22 protein-coding genes are annotated in these 20,784 nt (G+C 71.6%); 13 read left to right on the top strand and 9 right to left on the bottom strand.

Translation table 11 applies throughout. The features are described from left to right. Positions 1-117: 117 nt before the first annotated feature. Positions 118-852: a DedA family protein gene (locus ABZ374_RS34040; RefSeq protein ID WP_360318621.1), complete on the bottom strand. Its 735-nt coding sequence runs from the start codon at positions 850-852 to the stop codon at positions 118-120. Between the two features lie 204 nt (positions 853-1,056). On the opposite strand from ABZ374_RS34040, the gene ABZ374_RS34035 reads away from it, so the two are divergent. After that, the gene (locus ABZ374_RS34035) at positions 1,057-1,527 is read left to right on the top strand and encodes a GNAT family N-acetyltransferase (protein ID WP_360318619.1); all 471 of its coding nucleotides are present in this window, start codon (positions 1,057-1,059) and stop codon (positions 1,525-1,527) included. 210 nt (positions 1,528-1,737) lie between these two features. On the opposite strand, the gene ABZ374_RS34030 is transcribed toward ABZ374_RS34035, so the two are convergent. Next, entirely contained in the window at positions 1,738-2,142 is a 405-nt protein-coding gene (locus tag ABZ374_RS34030; protein WP_360318616.1) for a PPOX class F420-dependent oxidoreductase, read from the bottom strand. Between the two features lie 114 nt (positions 2,143-2,256). Here ABZ374_RS34030 and ABZ374_RS34025 point away from each other — a divergent pair, with 114 nt between their 5' ends. Continuing rightward, positions 2,257-2,787, top strand: a complete 531-nt coding sequence (locus ABZ374_RS34025; RefSeq protein WP_360318613.1) for a GNAT family N-acetyltransferase — start codon at positions 2,257-2,259, stop codon at positions 2,785-2,787. On the opposite strand, the gene ABZ374_RS34020 is transcribed toward ABZ374_RS34025, so the two are convergent. Continuing rightward, a complete protein-coding gene (locus ABZ374_RS34020; protein WP_360318610.1) occupies positions 2,756-3,427 on the bottom strand; it encodes an SDR family oxidoreductase in 672 nt (223 codons plus the stop codon). The genes ABZ374_RS34025 and ABZ374_RS34020 overlap by 32 nt on opposite strands. A 169-nt stretch (positions 3,428-3,596) precedes the next feature. On the opposite strand from ABZ374_RS34020, the gene ABZ374_RS34015 reads away from it, so the two are divergent. Both ABZ374_RS34015 and ABZ374_RS34010 read left to right on the top strand, forming a co-directional pair. Beyond that, positions 3,597-4,160 carry a GNAT family N-acetyltransferase gene (locus ABZ374_RS34015; RefSeq protein WP_360318607.1) on the top strand — a complete coding sequence of 188 codons (564 nt, stop codon included), beginning with the start codon at positions 3,597-3,599 and terminating at the stop codon, positions 4,158-4,160. A gap of 214 nt (positions 4,161-4,374) precedes the next feature. After that, positions 4,375-5,697: a hypothetical protein gene (locus ABZ374_RS34010; protein ID WP_360318605.1), complete on the top strand. Its 1,323-nt coding sequence runs from the start codon at positions 4,375-4,377 to the stop codon at positions 5,695-5,697. Between the two features lie 44 nt (positions 5,698-5,741). Here ABZ374_RS34010 and ABZ374_RS34005 read toward each other — a convergent pair whose 3' ends face one another. After that, positions 5,742-7,061, bottom strand: coding sequence for a bifunctional folylpolyglutamate synthase/dihydrofolate synthase (locus tag ABZ374_RS34005; RefSeq protein WP_360318603.1), 1,320 nt, complete (start codon positions 7,059-7,061; stop codon positions 5,742-5,744). Between the two features lie 243 nt (positions 7,062-7,304). Here ABZ374_RS34005 and ABZ374_RS34000 point away from each other — a divergent pair, with 243 nt between their 5' ends. After that, on the top strand, positions 7,305-9,083 hold the full coding sequence (locus ABZ374_RS34000; RefSeq protein ID WP_360318601.1) for a glycosyltransferase 87 family protein: 1,779 nt from the start codon (positions 7,305-7,307) through the stop codon (positions 9,081-9,083). Between the two features lie 507 nt (positions 9,084-9,590). Here ABZ374_RS34000 and ABZ374_RS33995 read toward each other — a convergent pair. The 3 genes from ABZ374_RS33995 to ABZ374_RS33985 all read right to left on the bottom strand — a co-directional run bounded on the left by ABZ374_RS33995 (position 9,591) and on the right by ABZ374_RS33985 (position 10,958). Continuing rightward, entirely contained in the window at positions 9,591-10,043 is a 453-nt protein-coding gene (locus tag ABZ374_RS33995; RefSeq protein WP_360318598.1) for a hypothetical protein, read from the bottom strand. A 64-nt stretch (positions 10,044-10,107) separates the two neighbouring features. Then, positions 10,108-10,401 (bottom strand): hypothetical protein, encoded by a 294-nt coding sequence (locus ABZ374_RS33990; RefSeq protein ID WP_360318596.1) that lies wholly within the window; start codon positions 10,399-10,401, stop codon positions 10,108-10,110. Further along, positions 10,398-10,958 carry a hypothetical protein gene (locus ABZ374_RS33985; RefSeq protein ID WP_360318593.1) on the bottom strand — a complete coding sequence of 187 codons (561 nt, stop codon included), beginning with the start codon at positions 10,956-10,958 and terminating at the stop codon, positions 10,398-10,400. Before ABZ374_RS33985 ends, ABZ374_RS33990 begins: the two co-directional genes overlap by 4 nt. Positions 10,959-11,223: 265 nt before the next feature. On the opposite strand from ABZ374_RS33985, the gene ABZ374_RS33980 reads away from it, so the two are divergent. From ABZ374_RS33980 to ABZ374_RS33970, 3 genes are all read left to right on the top strand, one after another. After that, positions 11,224-12,504 (top strand): Twin-arginine translocation pathway signal, encoded by a 1,281-nt coding sequence (locus tag ABZ374_RS33980; RefSeq protein WP_360318590.1) that lies wholly within the window; start codon positions 11,224-11,226, stop codon positions 12,502-12,504. Next, positions 12,501-12,815 (top strand): 4a-hydroxytetrahydrobiopterin dehydratase, encoded by a 315-nt coding sequence (locus tag ABZ374_RS33975; protein WP_360318679.1) that lies wholly within the window; start codon positions 12,501-12,503, stop codon positions 12,813-12,815. The genes ABZ374_RS33980 and ABZ374_RS33975 overlap by 4 nt, the downstream gene beginning before the upstream one ends. A gap of 128 nt (positions 12,816-12,943) precedes the next feature. Then, positions 12,944-13,405: a hypothetical protein gene (locus ABZ374_RS33970; protein WP_360318588.1), complete on the top strand. Its 462-nt coding sequence runs from the start codon at positions 12,944-12,946 to the stop codon at positions 13,403-13,405. A gap of 145 nt (positions 13,406-13,550) precedes the next feature. Here ABZ374_RS33970 and ABZ374_RS33965 read toward each other — a convergent pair whose 3' ends face one another. Beyond that, positions 13,551-14,009, bottom strand: a complete 459-nt coding sequence (locus tag ABZ374_RS33965) for a flavodoxin family protein (protein WP_360318585.1) — start codon at positions 14,007-14,009, stop codon at positions 13,551-13,553. 325 nt (positions 14,010-14,334) lie between these two features. Between ABZ374_RS33965 and ABZ374_RS33960 the strand changes: the two genes are divergently transcribed. The 5 genes from ABZ374_RS33960 to ABZ374_RS33940 all read left to right on the top strand — a co-directional run bounded on the left by ABZ374_RS33960 (position 14,335) and on the right by ABZ374_RS33940 (position 20,092). Further along, positions 14,335-14,703: a hypothetical protein gene (locus ABZ374_RS33960; RefSeq protein ID WP_360318582.1), complete on the top strand. Its 369-nt coding sequence runs from the start codon at positions 14,335-14,337 to the stop codon at positions 14,701-14,703. A 23-nt stretch (positions 14,704-14,726) separates the two neighbouring features. After that, the gene (locus ABZ374_RS33955; protein ID WP_360318579.1) at positions 14,727-14,921 is read left to right on the top strand and encodes a DUF2304 domain-containing protein; all 195 of its coding nucleotides are present in this window, start codon (positions 14,727-14,729) and stop codon (positions 14,919-14,921) included. A 154-nt stretch (positions 14,922-15,075) separates the two neighbouring features. Next, positions 15,076-16,659, top strand: coding sequence for an ATP-binding protein (locus tag ABZ374_RS33950; RefSeq protein ID WP_360318577.1), 1,584 nt, complete (start codon positions 15,076-15,078; stop codon positions 16,657-16,659). A 270-nt stretch (positions 16,660-16,929) separates the two neighbouring features. Next, the gene (locus ABZ374_RS33945; protein ID WP_360318574.1) at positions 16,930-19,449 is read left to right on the top strand and encodes a SpoIIE family protein phosphatase; all 2,520 of its coding nucleotides are present in this window, start codon (positions 16,930-16,932) and stop codon (positions 19,447-19,449) included. A 268-nt stretch (positions 19,450-19,717) separates the two neighbouring features. Beyond that, positions 19,718-20,092, top strand: coding sequence for an RNA polymerase-binding protein RbpA (locus ABZ374_RS33940; protein WP_360318572.1), 375 nt, complete (start codon positions 19,718-19,720; stop codon positions 20,090-20,092). 126 nt (positions 20,093-20,218) lie between these two features. On the opposite strand, the gene ABZ374_RS33935 is transcribed toward ABZ374_RS33940, so the two are convergent. Then, complete coding sequence (locus ABZ374_RS33935) at positions 20,219-20,782, bottom strand: FxsA family protein (RefSeq protein ID WP_360318569.1); 564 nt, start codon at positions 20,780-20,782, stop codon at positions 20,219-20,221. Positions 20,783-20,784 lie beyond the last annotated feature (2 nt).

Raw genomic sequence — 20,784 nt, 5'->3', positions numbered from 1 at the left:
CCGTGTGGGACGCCGGCGACGAGGCGGCCGGACTCGCCGGCCCCACCCCGTCGCGGCGCGTCCCGCGCTTCGGGCGGGCCGTGCCGCACGGCCGCAGGGGCACGCGACGGTGATCGCTCAGGCGGCGCTGTCCTCCCGGACCGCCGCCGTGGCGCCCGCGAAATCACGCCGAGAACCCGCGGCCGCATCCGCCGCGGGGTCCCCGAACGCCGAGGAACGGTTCTCCTCGGCCTTGCGACGTCGACGCCGCCGCACGTAGGTGACCACGCCCGCGACGATGCCGATCGCGACGATCGCGGCGCCTATCCAACCGGGGACGCTCGCCGCCGACGGGTACGCGCTGCCCGCGAGGCGGCCCAGCATGATCGAGCCCGGCACCCACACCAGGATCCCGACCGCGTTCCACGGCGCGAAGCGTCGGTAGGGCATGCCCGCCGCGCCGGCCAGACGGGGCAGCAGGGTCCGGGCGAAGGCGACCCAGCGACCCAGCATCACGGTCACGCCGCCCGCGCCGCGCCCGCGGGTGAACATCTCCTCGGCCCGTTCCCACCGGGGCTCGCCCACTCGGCGCCCCAGCCGCCCGGTCCGTATCCGTTCGCTGCGGTGTCTGCCCGAGAGGTAGCCCAGGGTGTCCCCGACCAGCGCGGCGGAGGTGGCGATGATCAACACCGGGACCAGGGCCAGGTGGCCCGTGGAGGTGAGCAGTCCGCCCAGCAGGAGCACCGGTTCGGCGGGCGCGAACACGCCCAGGAGCAGCCCGGTCTCGATCACGGCGACCAGAGCGATCACGACATAGGCGTACAGCGGCGGTAGATCTCCCAGCCGCTCCACCCACTCGTGCACGGCATCCACGTGGAACCTCCCCGTTAGGCCGCTTGCCATGTGGCTTGACAAGCATCCGCCTTCAATCCTGTCAACGGATCCTGCGCGCGGCCGAATTCCCGTCTACTCCCCTGGCCGTACAAAGGTGACGCCAGTCATCCGTCCCGGTTGCCCACACCCGCGCGCCCGGGACCAACGAAACGGACGCCGGCGACGCCCTCTACGTTGGGCGCCATGAACGACTTCGAAATCCGGCCGGCGGGCCGGGACGACATCGCCGCGATCGTAGGGCTTCTGGTGGACGACACGCTCGGTTCGGGCCGGGACTCGCAGGAGGACCTGACCCCGTACCTGGCGGCCTTCGAGCGCCTGGTGGCCGATCCGAACCAGGAACTGGTCGTGATGACCGGGCCGGACGCGGCGAGCGGCGGACGGAAGGTGATCGGCACCCTCCAGTTGACCATCATCCCGGGCCTGTCCCAGCGCGGCACGACCCGTGCCCTGGTGGAGGCGGTGCGCATCGACAGCGCCGAGCGCGGCGGCGGCCTGGGCACGATCCTGATGCACTGGACCATCGAACGCGCCCGCGAGCGCGGCGCGACGCTGGTGCAGCTCACCTCCAACAGCACTCGGGAGAACGCCCACCGCTTCTACCGCAACCTCGGCTTCACCGACTCCCACGTGGGCTTCAAGCTCACCTTGTGAGCTTGAAGGCGGTTTGTGGGGTTCAAGCAGATCTGTAGGATTCGAGCCGCTTTGCGGGGTTCGAGGAGCTTTACGAGGCTCAAGCCCTCGGGTGGGCCTCGGGCCGCCCTTCGAATCGCCGGCCGGCCGGCGCTCGAACGCACGCCCGCCCCGAGGCCCCGCCCGGTTCGCCGAGCCGCGGCCGGGTGGGGCTCGCGGCGGGATCCGGTCCTACGGCCGCTCGCCCAGCTCGACCCGGACGCCGACCGTCCCCGCCGTCCCGCGCCGCAGTCGGCTGCCGAGCAGGGTCATCCGCCCGACGAGCCCGAACTTGCGCCGGATCAGGTCCCGGTAGTGCTCCGTCCCGGCGGCGTCCAACAACGACGCGTGGCCGGGCACCGCCTCTCCGCCGGTCCTCCCGCGCGCATCGCACGCGGTGACCGTGACCCTGCCGCCGTTGCGGATCCGTTTCACCTTGCCGGAGTCCCGCGCGGTCCACACACCGAGTGCGTCGCCGTCGCGGAACACCCACACGGGCGTGCCCACCGCACGCCCGTCCCGCCGGAACGTGGTCAACAGGACGTACTTGCCGGCCGCGAGCCGGTCCAGGTCCGCGGGGCCCCGAGGCGAAGTCATGCGCGCGAGTCTAGAGCGCGCATACGGCGCGAACACGGCGCACACGAAGCGATCGTCAAGATCGTTCGCAACCCGACCTGCCCGGCGCACGGCCCCGGGTGGGACGATGATCGGATGTCGCGCACATCGGAGGAAACCCGCGTCCAGGTCCGGCCCGCGACCGAGGCCGACGGTACGAGGCTTGCCGAGATCGACCACCTCACCTGGTCGCCCGACGTCACCCCGGCTCCGCGCTGGGCCGCGGACAAGGTGTTCTTCCGCGGCGCCGACCACGTGCGCGACACGCTCGTCGCACACGAGGACGATCTCGTGCTCGGCTACGTGCAGTTGGAGCGCTCGACGTTGTGTCCGGCCTCGGGGCACGTGCAGATCGTCAACGGGCTCGCGGTGCACCCCGACCACCAGGGCCGTCGGATCGGCCGGGCGTTGCTCGGGGAGGCCGAGGCCGAGGCGCGCAGGCGTGGGGGGCGCCGGATCACCCTGCGGGTCCTCGGTGGCAATACCGCCGCCCGGGCCCTGTACCTGGCCGCCGGCTACCGGATCGAGGGCGTGCTGGCGGGCGAGTTCCTGCTGGGCGGACGCTACGTCGACGACGTGCTGATGGCTCTGGACCTCACGAACGAGGCTTCTCCGCCGCGTACTTGACCGCCTCGCCGACCGGCACGTCGCCGCCGACCACCTCCAGGGTGCGGCCGATCGTGCCGGGCTCGGTGACCAACTCGGCCAGGATCGCCGCCACGTCGTCGCGGCGGATCGCGCCGCGCCCCTCACGCTCGGACAGTGCGATCAGGCCGGTGCCGGGATCGTCGGTGAGCCGTCCCGGGCGCAGGATGGTCAGGTCGAGCGCGCCGCGCGACCGCAGGTCCTCGTCGGCCTCGCCCTTGGCCTTGAGGTAGAGCGCGAAGTCCGGGTCGGTGTCGGCGGGCGGGTCGGTCGAGGCGCCCATCGAGGACACGATCACGTAGCGCCGCACCCCCGCGTCCTCGGCCGCGTCGGCCAGCAGCACCGCGCCGCCGTAGTCGACCGTCATGGTCCGCTCGCGGGTACTGTCCGGGCCCGCGCCCGCCGCGAACACCACCGCGTCGGCACCGGCCAGGTGCTCCACGACCTCCTCGACCGACGCCCGCTCCAGGTCGCACAGGACCGGCTCGGCGCCGGCCGCGACGAGGTCGTTCGCGTGGTCGGGGTTGCGAATGAACCCGACCACCGTGTGCCCGCGATCGGCGAGCAACCGCTCCAGCCGAAGTGCGATCTTTCCGTGTCCACCCGCAATGACAATACGCATGTATCCGACCGTAAGGTCACGAACCTGGACATCGGCCGGCGTGGCTCCGCGACACGATCAGGTTCCACTGTTCGGCTGCTGTCGACGGACACCGCCGCCGGGGACGCCGGCCACCCGGCCACCCGGCCACCGACGGCCGTCCACCCGGCCGCGCCTACAGTGCGGTGCCATGACGATCGCCTCGGATCGGGATCCGACCATCAGCACGGACCTCGCCCACACCCGCGACCTGCTCTTCTCGTACTACAACGCGACCGCCGACGAGACCGGTCACCCGGGCTGGGAGAGCCCCGAGCAACTGCCGCCCTGGTGCCGTGTCGACCACGACGATCCGGCCGACTTCTACGCCCATCCCGGCGCCTACTTCACCGCGCTCCTGGACGGCCGGCCCGCGGGCGGTGTCGGTGTGCATCTCCTCGATGCCGACACCGCCGAGGTGAAGCGCCTGTACGTGCTCCCGCACGCCCGGGGCCACGGGATCGCCCAGGCGCTGATGGCCCGCCTGCACGCCCACGCGCACCGGGTGGGCGCGCGGCGGGTCGTACTGGACTGCCTGCCGCAACGCACCGGAGCCATCAACCTGTACCGAACCCTCGGCTACCGGGACATCGCGCCCTACCGCGAAGACCACGGCCCCCTCCCCCTGGCCTGCTTCGAACTCGCCCTGCCCACCGGCCCCATCAACCCCACCCATCCCATCGACCCCACCACTCACGGCAACCCCATCGGCTGAGCACACCCGGCGCAGGCACGAGCGAAGCATTCGGGCCAACCGGGACACGCCCATCCGGCGCATCGAACAACCCGCCCACCATCCCCCATTTGCCGTAACCTGCCCTATCGCTTCCCCGCACGATCGGGCGGATTTCGCCCTTTGCACTCCCTCGCGCCCCGCAGGCGTTCTATCGTCACCCCGTTCGGTGTCACCCGTACGGAAGGGGCCGGTCGTGACCCGAGGAGGCATCGGTGCGGCGCGCGTCGGCAAAGCGCTGGGGCTCGTCCCCCGCCAAGTCCGCCTCGCCGCCCGAACAGGACTGCTCGCACAACACCAGGACGGCACCTTCGACGCCGACGCGGTCGCCCGCGCCGCCGCCGACCCCGGCCCCTTCCTCACCGCACTGAGCCGCGAAGAACCGCTCACCGCCACCGAGGCCGCGCACCGCCTGGGCATCGGCCGCGAGCGCTTTCGGCGGGTGGCCCAGGCCGCCGGGCTGCCGGTCGTGGATCGGGTGACGGTCTCCCGGTACGGCCGGGACCTGGAGGTGCGCTACTACCGCACCGCCGACGTGGACACGCTGCATCCGCACATCACCGCGGATCGTGAGCTGCGCGAGGCCGCCCGCCGGGTGGCCCGGTCGCTGGCCGCGACCAAGGCCGCCGCCACCCGCGCGCACAACCGCGAGCGGGCCCGGAACGCGCGCCGCTACCTCGCGACGCTGGCCCCGGACCGGCAGACCGATCCGGCCGACGTGATCGCCTTCGCGTGCGCCCTGGCCCGCCTGCACGGCACCGCGCCCGCGCGGCTGCGCCGGTTCATGGGCGACCCGCGGGTCCGCGACATCGCCGAGATCGCCGAGCAGTGTCGCTACAAGCCGACCGAGATCGCCGAACTGCTCGCCGCCGCCGGCCCGCGCGCGATCACCGCGCTGCGCTCGCTGGCCCGACCGCACCGGGTGTGGGCGACGCTGGGCGTGCCCGCCGAGGACATCGCCCACCGCATCCCGTCGATCGACCACCACATCAGCACCGACCTGCTGCACCGGTTGGCCACCGACCCGCCGCGCTGGCTGCTGGAACTGCACGCCGACCGCGAACTCGAACACGCCACCGCCGCGGTCACCCGCTGGCTCGATCGCGAATGGCATGCGCAGCAGCGGCGCGCCGAGGCGGTGTGCCGCGCGGCCGAGGCGGTCATCGACCACCTGACCGACGAGGCCGTGGCCGAACTCTTCGGACTGCCGATGGAACTGATCCCGGACCTGCGCCCGCGCAGCAACAAGTGGACCACCGCGTACGTCGAGGAACTCCTGCACACCCGCCCCCTGTGGCTGCGCAGCCAAACGCTCGCCCGCGCCGAGATCACCCGCCGCGCCGCCGCCCGTGCCCGCCGCGAAACCGCCCGTGCCCAACGCCGCCTCGGCTGGCGTCGCACCTGGGCCAGAGCCCTGGCCATCCCCCTGGAAGCCGTCCCCGACACGGTGGAACGCCCCACCCCCGCCGCCCTGCAATCCGCCCGAACCCACCCCCCGCATTGGGCCCCGCCACAGTGACCCAGGGCGGCGGGAGGCGGGCCGCACGGGCGTCGGAGGGCTCTTCAGGCCGGTGGCAGGCCGAGGGCCGTCCGGGCCTCGCCCACCAGTTTGTGTGAGCCCAGTACGACCACCAGCCCGCCCGGGCCCACCAGTTCCCCGGCTCGACCGAGTGCCGTCCGCACGTCCGGCTCGACACAGGTGGGTCGGTCGTCCCCGTGCTCGCGCGGCAAAGCGGCCAGCACGTCCGGATCCGCCGCGTCCGAGGACGAGGTCCTCGTGAGCACCACCGGCCAACCCGACGGCAGCGCCGCCAACATCCGCGCGGCGGGCTTGCCCCGCATGACGCCGAACACGACCGCCGCGGGCACCCGATCCGACGCGCGCACGTGCCGGGCGATCTCGGGCGCGACCGTGGCCACCCCCTGTTCGTTGGTCGCCCCGTCCAGCAGCACCCGCCCCGACCACCCCCGCACCCGGGCACCGGGGACCAGTTCCAGCCTCCCGGGCCAGCGGGTCCGCGCCAGCCCGGCCCGCAACCGCCCGCCCCGGTCGGCGGCGACGTGGCCCCGCGCCACGAGCGCGTCCACCCCGGCCACCGCGAGCGCCAGGTTGTCGTACTGGTGCGCGCCGGGCAGCGTGCACACCAGGTCGCGGTGCACCCCTTGTGGTGTCCGGACCTCCAGCAACGTGCCGCCGTCGGCGGCCGTACGCGCCTCGACCCGGATCTCGTGGCCCAGCCGCCACACGGTCAGCCCCGTATGGCCGGCCAGCACCTCGTCGGCCGCCTCGCGCGCCTGCGCCGACAATCGGCCGAGCAGTACGTGGTCGCCGTCCCGGGCCACCCCGACCTTGACCCGGGCGATCTCCGCCTCGGTCGCGCCCAGCCGGTCGGTGTGGTCCAAGCCGACGCCGGTGACGACCTTGACGTCCAGGCCGAACGACCCCACCGCGGTGGTCCGCCCGCCGATGTTGGCCTCCGCCGCGACGAACCGCACATCCGCCCGCCGGAAGTGCAGCGCGGCGGCGGCGGCGTGCAGGGACGAGGCGTTGAACGTGCGCCCGGTCGCCCGCATGGCGGCAAGCACCTCCTCCAGGACCGCGACGTACTCGGCCTCCGAGACCGGCACGCCGCCGACCCGGATCCGCTCACGCGGCTCCTGCAGGTGCGGACTCGGCAGGCTGCCCACCCGCAGCCCCATCCCGGTCAGCGCCGCGACCGCGAACGCGCACGTGGACCCCTTGCCGTTGGTACCCACCACCTGCATCCCGCGCAGCCCCCGCGCCGGCTCCCCCAGCGCGGTCAACAACTCCGGCAGATACCGGCCATCCGCCCGCGCCCGCTGCAATTCGCCGACCACCTCGGCGCACTCCCGATAGTCCATGACCGCCGATCGTGTCACCCCGGGCCGCCCGTCGACCACCCTGCGTGGCCGGCAATGCAACAGGGGACATCACGTGCACCACCCGCCGCAGTCCCGGCGCCGAGAACGGGGACGACCGTCGAGCGTGCTTCCGCGGGTGGACTCGACGGGTGCACGTCGTTTGCCCGCCCCTGTGGGCACCGGACCTGACTACCCGTCACCCCGCGTGGGCGGTGGGCTGCGGAGACGACACAATCCGGTGTCATGAATGGTGACAGGGTGGATTCACCGAGTGTCGTCGATGCGCGCGGGTCGTGGTCGACGCGGGTTCTCGCGTTATCCGGGGCCGCGTTGTGCTTCGTGCTCGCGGCGGTGTGGTCGTTGTGGTCGGCATGGCATCTGCCGTCGTGGGATCGGCAGATGGACCTGCATGTGTACATCGGTGCGGTGCGCGCGGTGGGGAACGGGGTGCCGCTGTACCAGTACGTGGCGGAAAACGGTGATCCCTTCACGTATCCGCCGTTCGCACTCGTGGCTTTCCAACCGCTGGGATGGGTGTCCGAGCCGGTCGCGCGGGTGGTGTGGCTGGCCGCCACCCTGGTCGCGGTGGTCTCGATCGCGGCCGCGCTCACCGCGCGGCGGGGGATCGCGGGGCGACGTCGCCAGGTCGCGTTGACGCTCGTGGCGGCCGCGGTCCTGCTGGTGTCGGCGCCGATCCAGAGCAATCTGCGGTTCGGTCAGGTCAGCGTGTTCCTGGTGGTGTTGGCCTTCGTCGACGCGCTCGATCTGATGCCGCGTCCGGTGCGCGGGGTGCTGATCGGGGTGGCGTCCGCGATCAAGCTGACCCCGCTGCTGTTCGTGCCCTACCTGTGGGTCACCGGTCGGCGCCGCGACGCGATGCGCGCGGGCGCGTCGTTCGTGGCGTGTACGGGTCTGGCCCACGTGTTGTGGCCGGCCGCCTCGACGACGTTCTGGACCGACGCGATCTTCAGCACCTCGCGCATCGGGAACCTGGCCGCGGCCGGCAACCAGTCCCTCAACGGCGCGCTGATCCGGGTCGGCGTGGTCCCGCCCGAACGCGCCGCGGCATGGCTGGCCCTGTCCGCCCTGGTGTGCGCGGTGGCGCTGGTCGGTGCGCGCCAATGCCACCGCGAGGGCCACCCCGCGCGGGGTGTGGTCGTCGTGGGCTGCGCGACGGTGGTGGCCTCGCCCGTGTCGTGGACCCACCACCAGGTGTGGCTGGTCCTGGCGGGCCTCCTGTTGATCGCGGGCCCGCGCAAGGCGCGGGTGGCATGGGGCGTCGTGCTGCTCGTGACCATGACGGTCAGCGTGGGCGGGTGGCTTCCGGGCGGCTTCGCGCGCGAGAACGTGCGACTGCTCGCGGCGCTCGCGGTGTGCACGTGGGGGCTCGCGCCGCTGCGGGACCGGGCCCCGGCGACGGTGGGGCTCCTGCCGGGCGTGCGGTTGGTGGTCCGCCCGCGCACGGCCATGGCCTACGCGGGGGTCGTCGCGGTGGCCGCCGGCGCGGTGGTGCTCCTGGTCCGGGAATCGCCCATCACCGTGCGGTTCGAGACGCCCGACCATCGTGACGAGGCGTTGTGGGGGCCACCGACGGACGGATGCTCGGGGTACGGGTCGGTGCCGCGGGCGGACGGCACGGCCGCCTTCGTGTGCCAGAGCATGGTGGATCCGGTGGGCGGACGGCAACTCAACTTCGGTGGCGGATGGGGCGGTCCGTCCGGGATGGTGACGATTCATGGTCAGGTCGGCCCGGAGGTGGCACGCCTGGTCTTCATCCCCGTCGAGGGCACCAGGGCTCTCGACGTCCCTCTCCGGCCCGAAGGTCCCGACAGCGGCCCCGTGCGCCCTCCCAAACAGGTACCCCCCGGCACGATCGTGTCCGGACCGATCGAGGACCGTCGCCTCCCCGGCGCCCGAGGTTTCTCCATAGCCGCCACCAACACCGACCACGCCCTGCTCCTGGCCTACGGACGGGATGGAAAACTGATCGGCGACGGGGGCACCAAACTTCGCACGGGTTGATCCGGTCGATGAATCCGCGGTCCGAAGTCCCCACGTGGGTGGGGTGAACCGGTCACGCGGACCGGGCCGGCGCCGTGCGGGGCGAAGTTCCCATGCAGGTAGGAATGTTCCGCCCATGGAGACGCGGCCGAGAACGGGCGGCGGCCGAACCCGGCATCGAACTCGCCTACCGAATCACGGCCGTTGCCCCGGCACCCGGCGCGGTTTCGATCGGCCGGGCACGCCATGCGGCCGCGTGCTCGGGTCGCGAATCGCGCATGGGGCTTTTCCGTGTCGGTCCGGCCCGGCATGCTGTGCGTGGCCGTCGTTGCTGCGACCGGCCGGGCCCGCCGCAGGGTGGCGGGCGGGTGCGGCTCGGCCTCCCGTGGGGGCCGAGCCGCGCTTTCGTCCGGCATCGGTTCGGTGGCGGCGACCGAACGCCGTTGGATGCAAGCCGCGATGGTTCCGGTCGACTACTCCTTCACGGTCCCGCGTGGGACTCGGCCGCCGCGCCGGCCGTACTCGGACTCAGCACGCGTCCCATCGCCACGTGCCGGCCTCGCGGGCCCACGGCTGAGCCTTGCGCTCGAACTGCGGGACGCCGATGCCGTACGACACACGAGCGAGGTCACCCGCCAGTTGGTCGATCGTCAGCGTCTTGATGGCCTGCGGACCGTAGTCGTGTGCGGCCTGCTTGCTGAGCGTGTCGAACTCCGCGCGGCTGATCTTCTCTCGGCAGCGCGCGGACAGGATCGCGTAGCCGGTGCCGCCGTCCCCGGAGAACAACGCGACGGTGTACTTGCGGACGGCCGCGTCGAGTGCCTGCCGGTCGGTCTGCTCCGCTGTGCCGGCCGGACCGGCGGCGGTACCGGCCACGGGTGCGGCGGTGGCCTTCTTTCCGTCGTCGCTGCTGCTGTCGCTGCAGCCCGCGACGAGTGCGAGCACGGCCGTCGCACCGGCGATGGCTGTGATGGTGCGCATGTTCCCCCCAGAGGTGTGTACCCGAGGGACCGTAGCCGCCAAGCCGTCGTTTCCGCCGATCAGTTCACGGATTCGTCCCCCGGACGGCCCAGCCGACCACCCGGGCAAGGTCGGCCGTGCTCGCACCCGCGTCGGACGCGTCGCGCACCGCCCGATCCACGCGGGCGTCGGCACGGTCGTGCAGCTCGCCTGCGATGGCGTGCACGGGCGATCGCGGATCGAACTGCTGCTGCACGTGCCGGTAGGCCCGGCGCATGCACAGGGCCTGGGCCAGGCGGTCGAGGGCATCGACCCGCAACGCGTCGGCGCCGGGGTCGCCGGGGTCGCCGGTCGAGCCGCCTACGGTCCGCTCCCTCACCGGCCCGCACCGGCCGCCACGCGCCGGGCGATGGTGCGATCGGCGATCGCCGCGCGGATGCCCTCGCTGTCGAGCCACCACCCGAGGCGCCGGTGCAACTCGGCAACCTGATCGATGCTCAGCCCGGTCACCGGCGTCGGATCGAGGCACAACCTCGGCTCGCGCGCCAGGGCGGTGGGGATCAGGTCCGGCCGATGCCGGCCGATGTCGTCCAGGAGGACCACACGATGGTGCTCCTCGACATGCACGACCAGGCCCGGCTCGCCGTCGGCCGCCTCGACCAGGATGCGCAACAACAGCCCGTACCCGTCGCGAACAAGGCGCGCCCGCCCTGGCCGTGCCTCATCCGAGCACCGGGGCCGAAGCAGCGTCTCGGCCAACGATGCCACCTCGTCATCGGCCAAGTGAACCGCAGCGCGGTCGAGTTGCATCGCCGAAGCGTGCAACCCGGCGGAGACGACGGCCAGTCTCCACGGTCGCGGCGGATTGACGGGCACGAGATGGATGCTCCAGGCGGGCAACGTGACGGTTTCGCCGGTTGCCTCGATATCGCTCACGTGCGCTCCATGGTGTGCGAACAACTGCGCGTCGGAAGAGGTCGCTCGGTGAGGCCGGGCCCGACTGCCGCACGGCACGGCACAGGATCCGGAGGATGACCGACTCCCCTACCGGACCCGCCCTCATGACGATGATCACGAGGTGCGCGGAGCACTCCGATGGCGTTGTCGATGGCGAAGCGATGGCATTCCGCACCTGTTTCGCCATATTCGAGACCACGTCGTCGCTACGGTGATGACACCGTCGGCACGCGAGGTTGGAACCATGGCCATCGACCGCACGCCAAACACTCGACTGCGCGCTGTTCGAGAAGCGCGGAGGCAACAGTCACGCAGCGAGTTCGCAAACGACCTCCAAGCCACAGCCGCTCGACTGGGTGAGCGCCAGGTCTCGGTCGACGCGCGCCTGGTTGCTCGGTGGGAAGACGGCGACACTCGCCGCCCGCGCGCCATCTACCGGCGCATCCTCGTCGCGCTCACGGGAATGACCGAGGCGGAACTTGGCATTGGACCGAATCCTCCCTCGCAGCCGGTGACGTACCCGCCGCCGATGCCTACCGTTGAACCCGTGGATCGAAGGCAGTTCGTCAGCGGTACCGCGCTCGCCATCTCCGGTGTCGCCGTCCCGAGCACCATGCGCACGAAGCGAACCCGGGTGGATCCGGCCCTCATCGACTACTTCGAGCGTCAGCTTGCCGGGCATTACACCGCCGACATGATGCTCGGCCCCCGCGCGCTGATAGGGACAGTGACCGCACAGTTGAACCTGATCACGCGGCTGATCGACGACGCCGAGGCCGGCGTCCGACATCGACTGTCCGCAGCGGGTAGCGCGTTCGCCGCGTTCGCCGGTTGGTTGTATCTCGACGCCGGCGACATCGCGCTCGCAGCGCACTGGCATGGCGTCGCCACGGAGTTGGCGCACCGCTCCGGCAACGCGCAAGCCGTGGCTTGCTCCCTCGTGGATCGGGCCATGGCACACACCGACGCAGGCGCGGGCGGTGCCGCAGTCGACCTGTGTGCGAACGTACTCGGCGTCGAGCGGCAATTGCCCCCGGAACTGCGTGTCTTCGCATTGCAGCAGCAGGCGCACGGCGCTTCCCTCCTTGGCAATCGCCCCGAGACGGACCGACTGCTCGACCACGCCGAACGGATCATTCGGACCGTCGACGTCGAACAATGGGGCACCGCATGCCTCCGCACTCCCCACTACCTCCAGGTACAGCGCGCGACGTGCTACGGCCGGCTCGGCCTACACGCGGAGGCCGATCAACTGTGGCAACACATCATTCCCTCTTCGGCCGGACCCGCCCGGCGGGATGTCGGTGTGTGGAGTGCACGCCGGGCGCGCGCCAAGGCGGCACTCGGCGAGCCCGAGGCCGCGCTTGACCTGGCACACGTGGCGGTCGATGCGGCCCTGGGGACCGGCAGTATTCGGACCGTCCGTGAACTGGCATCGCTGAAGGCAGACATGCAGGCATGGCACGATCACTCGATCGGCCGCGACTTGGCTGCGCTGCTCACTCCTCTGACCCTGGAGACCTGATGGCTGAAGCGTTGACCCATACGCAGATCGAGAAGATTTTGTCCGCCGACCTGCCGGGCTGGACCACCGACGGGCGCCGGATCGAGCGTACGTACTCGATCGCCCACGTCGCCGGTGCCGCGTTCGTCGTACACATCGCGGCAATCCAAGACGATTGGGGCCACCACTCCGACGCGACTTTGGGGTATCGCACAGTCCACATCAGCATCAGTTCCAGCGACCTCGGCGGCCACGTCGCCGAGCACGACATCGAGCTTGCCCGCCGCATCGAGGCTGCCGCACATGGTCACGGAGCGGTCCCTCTCGACTAGCAGCCCGGCGGGCTCGCGACGTCCGTTCGAGTGGGATGCGCCGTAGTCGCGTTGCCTGGCAGGTGCGGGCAACTCGACCAAGAGTGTCGCGAGTTGCCACGAGTGCAGCGCACAGGGACATACGGGCGGTGCGCGAGGTGACCGAGATGGTGCCGTCCTCGCGCGCCCGACGGGCATCGATCGGCCTGCCCGGAGGACGGCACGAAGTGGATCGCGTACCGCCGTACAACCTCGCAACCGTGCCGGTGGTCTATCCCAGGGACATCCGCAACCCGATCCCGGGAGGCACCGTGCTTCGCTTCACGCTTCGCCCGCCGCAGGTCGACGCGATCCAGCTCCGCGTGGCGACCTGGGCCGAGATCCGCAGTGTCATCACCGTGTCGGACGCCGACATCCGCACCATCACCGCAGCCGAGGCGACCGACACCTGCGGCGACCTCGGGCCGGACTACATCGCGTTCTCGGCCCTCACCGTCCACCGCGAGCGGGTCGCCTTCGCGCACGGCGACTGGATCGTCTTCCACTCGCCGAACGCGTTCCGGCGATTCACGCCGGCCGACTTCGCCGCGACATACGCACCGCCGGCGTAGCCACGCCCATCGGCAGGTGATCATCGCCCCTTCGACGCAGCCCGGCGACCTTTGCCGCCCGCGACTCGACGTCGACCGACCGTTGCACACCGCCGAAGCCCGGCCCGACCCCATCCGGCGCCGCGCCGGGCCACCAAGACGCGCCCTAATCCTGCGGCATCAGCTCGGCCGCCACGATTGCGCCCAGTTCGGTGCAGGACGCGAGGGTTTCCCGGGTGGGCGGGCCCGCTACTTCCACCGGTGGGCGGACTCGGCGCCATTGCAGGCCGGTTGTCGCCGATTCGACCGAGCGGACCGCGCCGGTGGTATCGCTGCCGCCGTGTACGTACAGGCCGTACGGGCGGCGGACCGTCTCGTGCAGGCACGGGTAGTAGGCCGTGTCGAAGAAGTGCTTCAACGCCCCGGACATGTAGCCCAGGTTCGCGGGTGTGCCCAGTAGGTAGCCGTCGGCCTCCAGGACCTCGACCGGCGAGCAGGTGAGTGCCGCCCGGACGCGGACCTCGACGCCCTCGATTTCCGGGTCGCGGGCGCCGGCGAGGGTTGCCTCCAGCATCTCGGCGAGCGTGGGCGAGGGCGTGTGGTGCACGACGAGCAGGATGGCCATGGCCTCACGCTGCCAGAACCGAGGCCGGAGTCGAAACGCCCCGCCCGCTCGCAGCCACTCCAATGGGTGAGTTTGCCGGGAAATCGACCTCGAATACGCCCCGCCGCGACGGAGTCCGCAGTCTCCGCCCGAGCTGCCGCAACTCCCGCCTCCCGCTTGTGCGTACGGACCAACCGGATCACCCGTACGAGTGGACCGCCGGAAAAGAGATGGCGATTCCACCCGTTTGATGCTTTGCCACGTGTGCACCATTTGTGACGATAAGAGAACTTTAGGTAATACGTTGATAGGCCAACCGGCCGGCACCTCGGGGAGAACCATCCACATGCGCCTCACCCACATGCGACTGCTGCCCTATCCCCGCGCCAAGTCCCCCACCGCCCCGGGCCCCGACCCGTTCCCCCTCGCCGAGGCGCCGCCCGCTCCCCCCACTCCCACCCTCACTCCCGCCTCCGCCCCCGCGCCGCCCTCCCTCGTCTCGGTGGTCCGCCGCACCCTGGCCCCCGCCACCCGCGCCGACACCGTCCAGTCCCGCACCTTCCACACCGTGTACGCGCTCGCCACGCTCCCGCTGGTGATCGCCCTCCATGCCGCCCTCTGGGCGTTGTCCACCCCCGGGCGCCTCGGCGCCACCCTCCTGGTCCTGTACGGCCTCGGCCGCAGCGGGATCCTCACCGCGCACCCAACGCACTGAGTGCGCCGCCCGAAGGAGCACCCATGGTTCTGTCCATCTCCGGCGTCCTGCTGCTCGGCGTCATCGCCTACATCTTCTTCCGCAAGGACGGGCTGAGACTCCCGCACGCACTCGTCTGTGCCCTCTTCGGGTTCTACCTGGCCGGCAGCTCGATCGCCCCGCACATCACCGCGAGCGGCAACAGCATCGCCAACCTGCTCAGCGGCCTCAACTTCTGATCGGCTCCCCGTCTTCACCGCCGCCAGGGCGTGTCCTCGATCCCCCGCCGAACGGCCGCGTCCCCGGCGGGCGTTCGAAGACACGCCCTGGCCCCGGCTCATCCCCCGAACCGGGGCCTGTCGCCTACCCGCACCAATCCCTCACGGAGACCGCATGTCCCCCGGCCCCAAATCCCTCGCCGCCATCGCCCGGCGCGCCAAGGACGGCATCGGCAACACCCGCACCCGCGCCCACCGCTTCACCCACCTCTCGCGGGACACCCTGTCGCCCGTGTTCACCCTCAGCCGAGGTCTGAACCGGCAATTCGCGTGGGCGCGCAACTGGTGGAAGGGCGCCTCGGCGGACAAGCGCAAGGCCGGCGCCGCCGGCGCCGCCGCGGCCCTGCTCGCCCTCTACTTCGTGCCCTACGCCCCGCTGATCACGCTGCTCCTGATCCTGGCCGGCGCCGCCTGGCTCGGCCACAAGGACAAACCCCCCGCCCCCGAGCCCGGCCCCGACCCCACCGACGTCAAACTCCAGGCCGTCTACAACGGCCTGGTGCCCTACTTCGCCGACGACCACGACCCCGCCCGACTGTTCCATCCCGGTGGCCCGTACCAGAACGCCTTTCGGCACTGGGAACTCGACGACGACCGGATCGTCCGCCTGGAACTGACCTACAGCCCCTACTTCACCGACGAAGACCCCGCCGCCCGGGCCCGGATCGAACGAGTGCTCCAGGCCAAAACCGGCCGCGGCCGCGAATACCTCTACGAGTGGGACACCGAGACCAACCACCTCACCCTGGCCGCGCTGCCCCCGCTGCCCGCGGCCGTGCCGGCCCAGCAGTTCGTCACCGCGCCGCGCGAGATCCTGCTCGGCATCACCGACGCCGGCAGCACCAACCGCCGCATCCCCGTGCACGTGGGCGACACCACCCGCCAACTCCCGCCCGTCATCTGGCGCACCGGCAACCGCAGCACCGACCCGCACCTGCTCGCCGTCGCCGCCCCGGGCGCGGGCAAGTCCAACCTGCTGCGCACCATCGCCCTCCAGGCCGCCCGGGACGGCGACATCGTGGTCATCGACGGCAGCGGCTCCGGCGACTACGCGTGCCTGGCCGGCCGGCGGAACATCCTGCGGATCGAGACCGGCTACCACGGCGCCCTGGAGACCCTGACCTGGCTGCGGCACGAGACCGAACGCCGCATCGCCGCCGTCACCTACGCCAAGCAACACGGCACCCCGGTACCGGACAACGCCCGCCGCCCCCTGTGGGTGATCCTCGACGAGATCACCGAACTCTCCGACCTCGCCGCCGGCCAGGGCACCACCGACCCCCAGGAACTGCTCGACCTCCCGCTGCGCCTGGGTCGCGCCGCGCACATCGGCGTGATCACCAGCGCCCGCCCCACCCACCTGGAGCGGCTGCGCCCCGCACTGATCGCCGACACGCACACCCGGGTCGTACTGGGCCCGCTCGACCCGGAGACCACACTCACCGTGCTGGGCTCCGGCCCCGGCATCTCCGGCGGCGAGGGCATGCCCCCCGGCCGCGGCTACATCCGGATCGGCAACGGTCCGGTGGTGCGCATCCAGATCCCGCACACCCCCGACCCGCTGGAGGAGGACACCCCGGAGGCCGACCGCCAACGCCTGCTCGCGCTGCTCCCGCGACACATCGACGACCTCCCCGTCGACCTGCCCTCGATCTCGCTCGCCAAGACACCCGAACGCGAGCCCGAGCCCACCGGCTGACCCCCGGCACCCACCCCGCGCGCCGCCCTCTCGCGAGGCCCGGCACCGCCCCCACGAGGCCCCGCACCCGCACCCGGCCGCCCCTCGCGACGACCCCGGTGATGCCCCCGCAAAGCCCACCACGCCTCCCACGAAGGCCCCTCGAGCAAGCCCGCCCGGGGGGCCTCGGCGTACGCCCGACCCGCCGGCAAATACCCAAAACGCACCACTCCGTCCCCCCTCGCGCGCCATGATGGGGGCCCGCACCCCCACGGAGGACGTGGACGCCCAGTGTTCGACCTCGCCAACTTCACCGTCAGCGACATGGTCGTGTGCAGCTCCGAACTGCGCCAGGTCACCGCCGACTCGGCCACCACCGAGGACGCCGCCCGCGCGATCGTGCAGCACCTGCGCACCACCTTCCGCGACCCGCACACCGGGCAGCCCCAACTCGTCCTCGTCCGCCTGTTCCAGACCATGGCCTGGCGCAACCTCACCCCCGACCTGGAGCAGCGCGCGCTGCGCCGGCAACCCGACCTCGTCCCGCATCCCGACCTGCGCTGCCTCACCCTGTTGGCCACCATCGGCGATCAGCCCGAGTGGTGCGACCGCACCCGATCGCGCCAGCACCAGGTGGTCGCCTTCCCGAACGCGAACGCGGTCCGCCGGGCCCCGATGATCAGCGCCATGCTCGACCAACTCGGAGTCACCCCCGAGGACATCGTGGCCGGCCCGCTGCCCACCGACAACGAATGGGACCGGCACGACATCCACCACATCCCGGACGCGCTGACCAGTGCCGCGGTCCCGGACAAGGAGTTCATCCGGGCGAGCGGCATAAAGTCGGTGATCGGCTACGCCGGCAAACTCCCCGACGGCGAACTGTTCACCGTGCTGATGTTCACCCGCGTACACGTCCCGGCCCGGATCGCCGAACTCTTCCGCACCGTCGCGGTGTCCACCCGGCTGGCCCTGCTCCCGCTCGACACCGCGCCGACGTTCGCCGGCGGCCCCTCCCAACACACCCCCACCACCCACGTGGCCGCCGCGCGCCTGGACGCCCTCGAACAACTCCTCGCCGCACACGAGGGCACCACCGCGCAACAGGCCCTGGTCGCCGAGGACGCCCGCGACCGGGTCCGCTCGCAACAGGAGCAACTCGCCCACAAACAGCGCCGACTCGACCAGGAAACCCGCATCGTCGAGACCCTGTACAGCGTCGGCCAAAAGCTCACCCGCGAACTCAACCTCGAACGCCTGGTCCAGGCCGCCACCGACGCCGCCACCTCGGTGATCGCCGCCGAGCACGGCATCTTCCGCTACGTCGACTACGACACCGGCGGCGTCGCGGACACCCGCTACGCGGTCACCAGCCCCGATCCCACGCTGATCGACCGGTTGCCCCGGCCGCGGCCCACCCTGGCCGCGCGCAGCCGACCGCAGACCACCACCGCGCAACCGGTCACCGTGCGCCGCGGCGATCTCACCGAGGACCCCGCCGCCGGTCGACTGCTGCCCTATCGGATCAGCACCGACGGGCAACCGCCGGTACGCAGCCTGCTGACCATCCCGGTGACCACCGCCACCGGCGAGGACCTGGGCGCGTTCTCCTTCTGCCACACCCGGGCCGACGTGTTCACCGAACGCGACGAACAACTGGCCCTGGGCATCGCCGCGCAGGCCGCCACCGCGATCGAGAACGCCCGACTGTTCCGCAGCGTCCGCGACACCGCCGTCGAACTCCAACGCAGCCTGCTCCCCCAGGTCCCGCCCGACCTGGACGAACTCAACATCGCCTTCCGCTACCTCCCCGGCGCCAAGGGCCAACAGGTCGGCGGCGACTGGTTCGACGTGATCCCGCTGTCCGCCGGCCGGATCGCCCTGGTGGTCGGCGACGTGATGGGCCGAGGTCTGCAGGCCGCCGCCGTGATGGGCCAACTCCGCGCCGCGGTACGGGCGTACGCGGTGATGGACCTGCCGCCGGGGCAGGTGATGCGGCACCTCAACCGGCTGGTCACCGGGCTCGGCGGCGAGGACCAGATCATCACCTGCGTCTACGCGGTCTACGACCCCGGCGACGCCACCGTGCACTGGTCCAACGCCGGCCATCTGCCGCCCGCCCTGATCGGCGCCGACGGCAAGGTCGAACTCCTGGAGGACGACCTCGGGGTCCCGCTCGGCCTGGACGGCACCACCTTCGACGACGCCGTGGTCGGCTTCGACACCGGCGACCAACTCCTCCTGTACACCGACGGCCTGGTCGAGTCGCACGACGCCTCGCTCACCGACCGACTCCAGGAACTCACCAAGCAGATCGACAGCACCACCGGCGGCGCCTACAACGTCGCCGACGTCGCCGATCTGGTCACCAAGACCATGCTCACCGGCCAGGAACCCGACGACGTCGCACTGCTCCTGGTCCGCGCGCGGCACAGCATCGAGCGCACCGCGGGCCTGGATCTGCCGCCGACGCCGCGCTCGGCCCGCGAGGCCCGCGACTTCGTGCGCGCCACACTGGGTCGCTGGGAGTTGACCGACCACAACGACACCACCTGCTCGGTGGTCACCGAACTCGTCTCCAACGCGGCCGAGCACGCCCGCACCCCGATGGAGCTACGGCTGCGCCACCACCCCGGCCGACTGATCGTCGAGGTGGTCGACCACGACGGCCGACTGCCCAAGGAGATCGCCTCGCCCGGCCACGACGAGCGACACCGGGGGTTGTGCATCGTGGCCGGTCTGACCGCCGATTGGGGCGTGCGCCCCACCGACACCGGGAAGATCGTCTGGGCGGAGATCCGTGACCGTTGACGCCCCGCCCCCGGCCGTCGGAATCGCCCACCACCCCGTAACACCGGCATCATCCGCACCGCCCCGGGCCGATCAGGCGAGTTTTATGTCACTTTCTCCCGTCGATGTGATGAATCATCCGTTTTCGGGTAGCCACCCACCGTCACGGACCCCGTCTCCTGCCCACCGACCCCTCGGTCGGGAATCTTCGGGGCCCGTCACGCGTTCTGCAATCGGACGAGACAGCAAGACCTGTCGATGTGGGTAGACAAGCCAGGAGGCACGATTCATGAGTGAGCGAGCTCTCCGCGGCACACGCCTTGGCGCCACCAGCTACGAGACCGATCGCGGTATCGATCTGGCGCCGCGTCGCACCGTGGAATACGACTGCCCCAGAGGGCACCGCTTCGAGATGCCGTTCTCCGTCGAGGCGGAGATCCCCTCCACCTGGGAGTGCCGTAGCTGCGGTGCCGTCGCGCAGTTGGTGGACGGCGCGCCGCCGGAGGAAAAGAAGAACAAGGCTACGCGCACACACTGGGACATGCTCATGGAGCGGCGTACCCGGGAAGAGCTGGAAGAGGTGCTCGCCGAGCGCCTCGCCGTACTGCGGTCGGGTGGGATCAACCTCCACCACGATCCGCGCAACAACCGCAAGAGCGCCTGAGCGAGCACCGCACGAGCCCGCTCGGGGCGCGTGCGGATCCCGTCGACAGGTGGCACCGACGCCCGGGGCGCCGACGATCTCACGATCGCGGCGCCCCGGGCGTCGTGCCGTGTGCGAACGGCGCCGTCAGGGCAGCTCGCGCGGCGGCTGCGGCGGGTCGTCGTCCCGGCGCACGTCCTTGGGGTCGATCACCTCGCCGGGCACGATCTTGCCGTCCGGGCGATGGATCCGGGCCTCCCGCACCGCGCCGGAGAACCGTGGGCTGTTCGCCACCTTCGCGGCCACCACCGTGCCGATCAGTCGCCGAATCAGCGGCCGGGTGAACGGCAACACACACAGCAGGCCCAGCACGTCGGTGATGAACCCGGGGATGATCAGCAGGATGCCGCCCAGGATGACCACGCCGGCGTCGGCGGCGGCCTTGGTCGCCTCCTTGCCCTGCGCCGCGAGCACGGTCGGGTCGTTCTGGCCCTCGCGCTGCGCCTGTTCGCCGAGCGCGCGCAGTCGGGTCAACACCCGGCGGCCCTCGTAGCGGATCACCAACGAGCCCAGCGCGACGCCGGCCAGGATCAGCAGGAAGGTCCGGCCCGCCCCGATCGCGGCGCCGACCCGGCTGATCACGTAGATCTCGGCCAGTGGCAGCGCGACGATCGGCAGCAGCTTGGCGGCTCGGCGCAGCGAGGTGCTCACGC

The sequence above is a fragment of the Embleya sp. NPDC005971 genome (assembly GCF_040629175.1).
Classification (GTDB): Bacteria; Actinomycetota; Actinomycetes; order Streptomycetales; family Streptomycetaceae; genus Embleya.
Note: the sequence above shows the minus strand (reverse complement) of the source record. Positions and strands in the feature narration are given on the sequence as shown.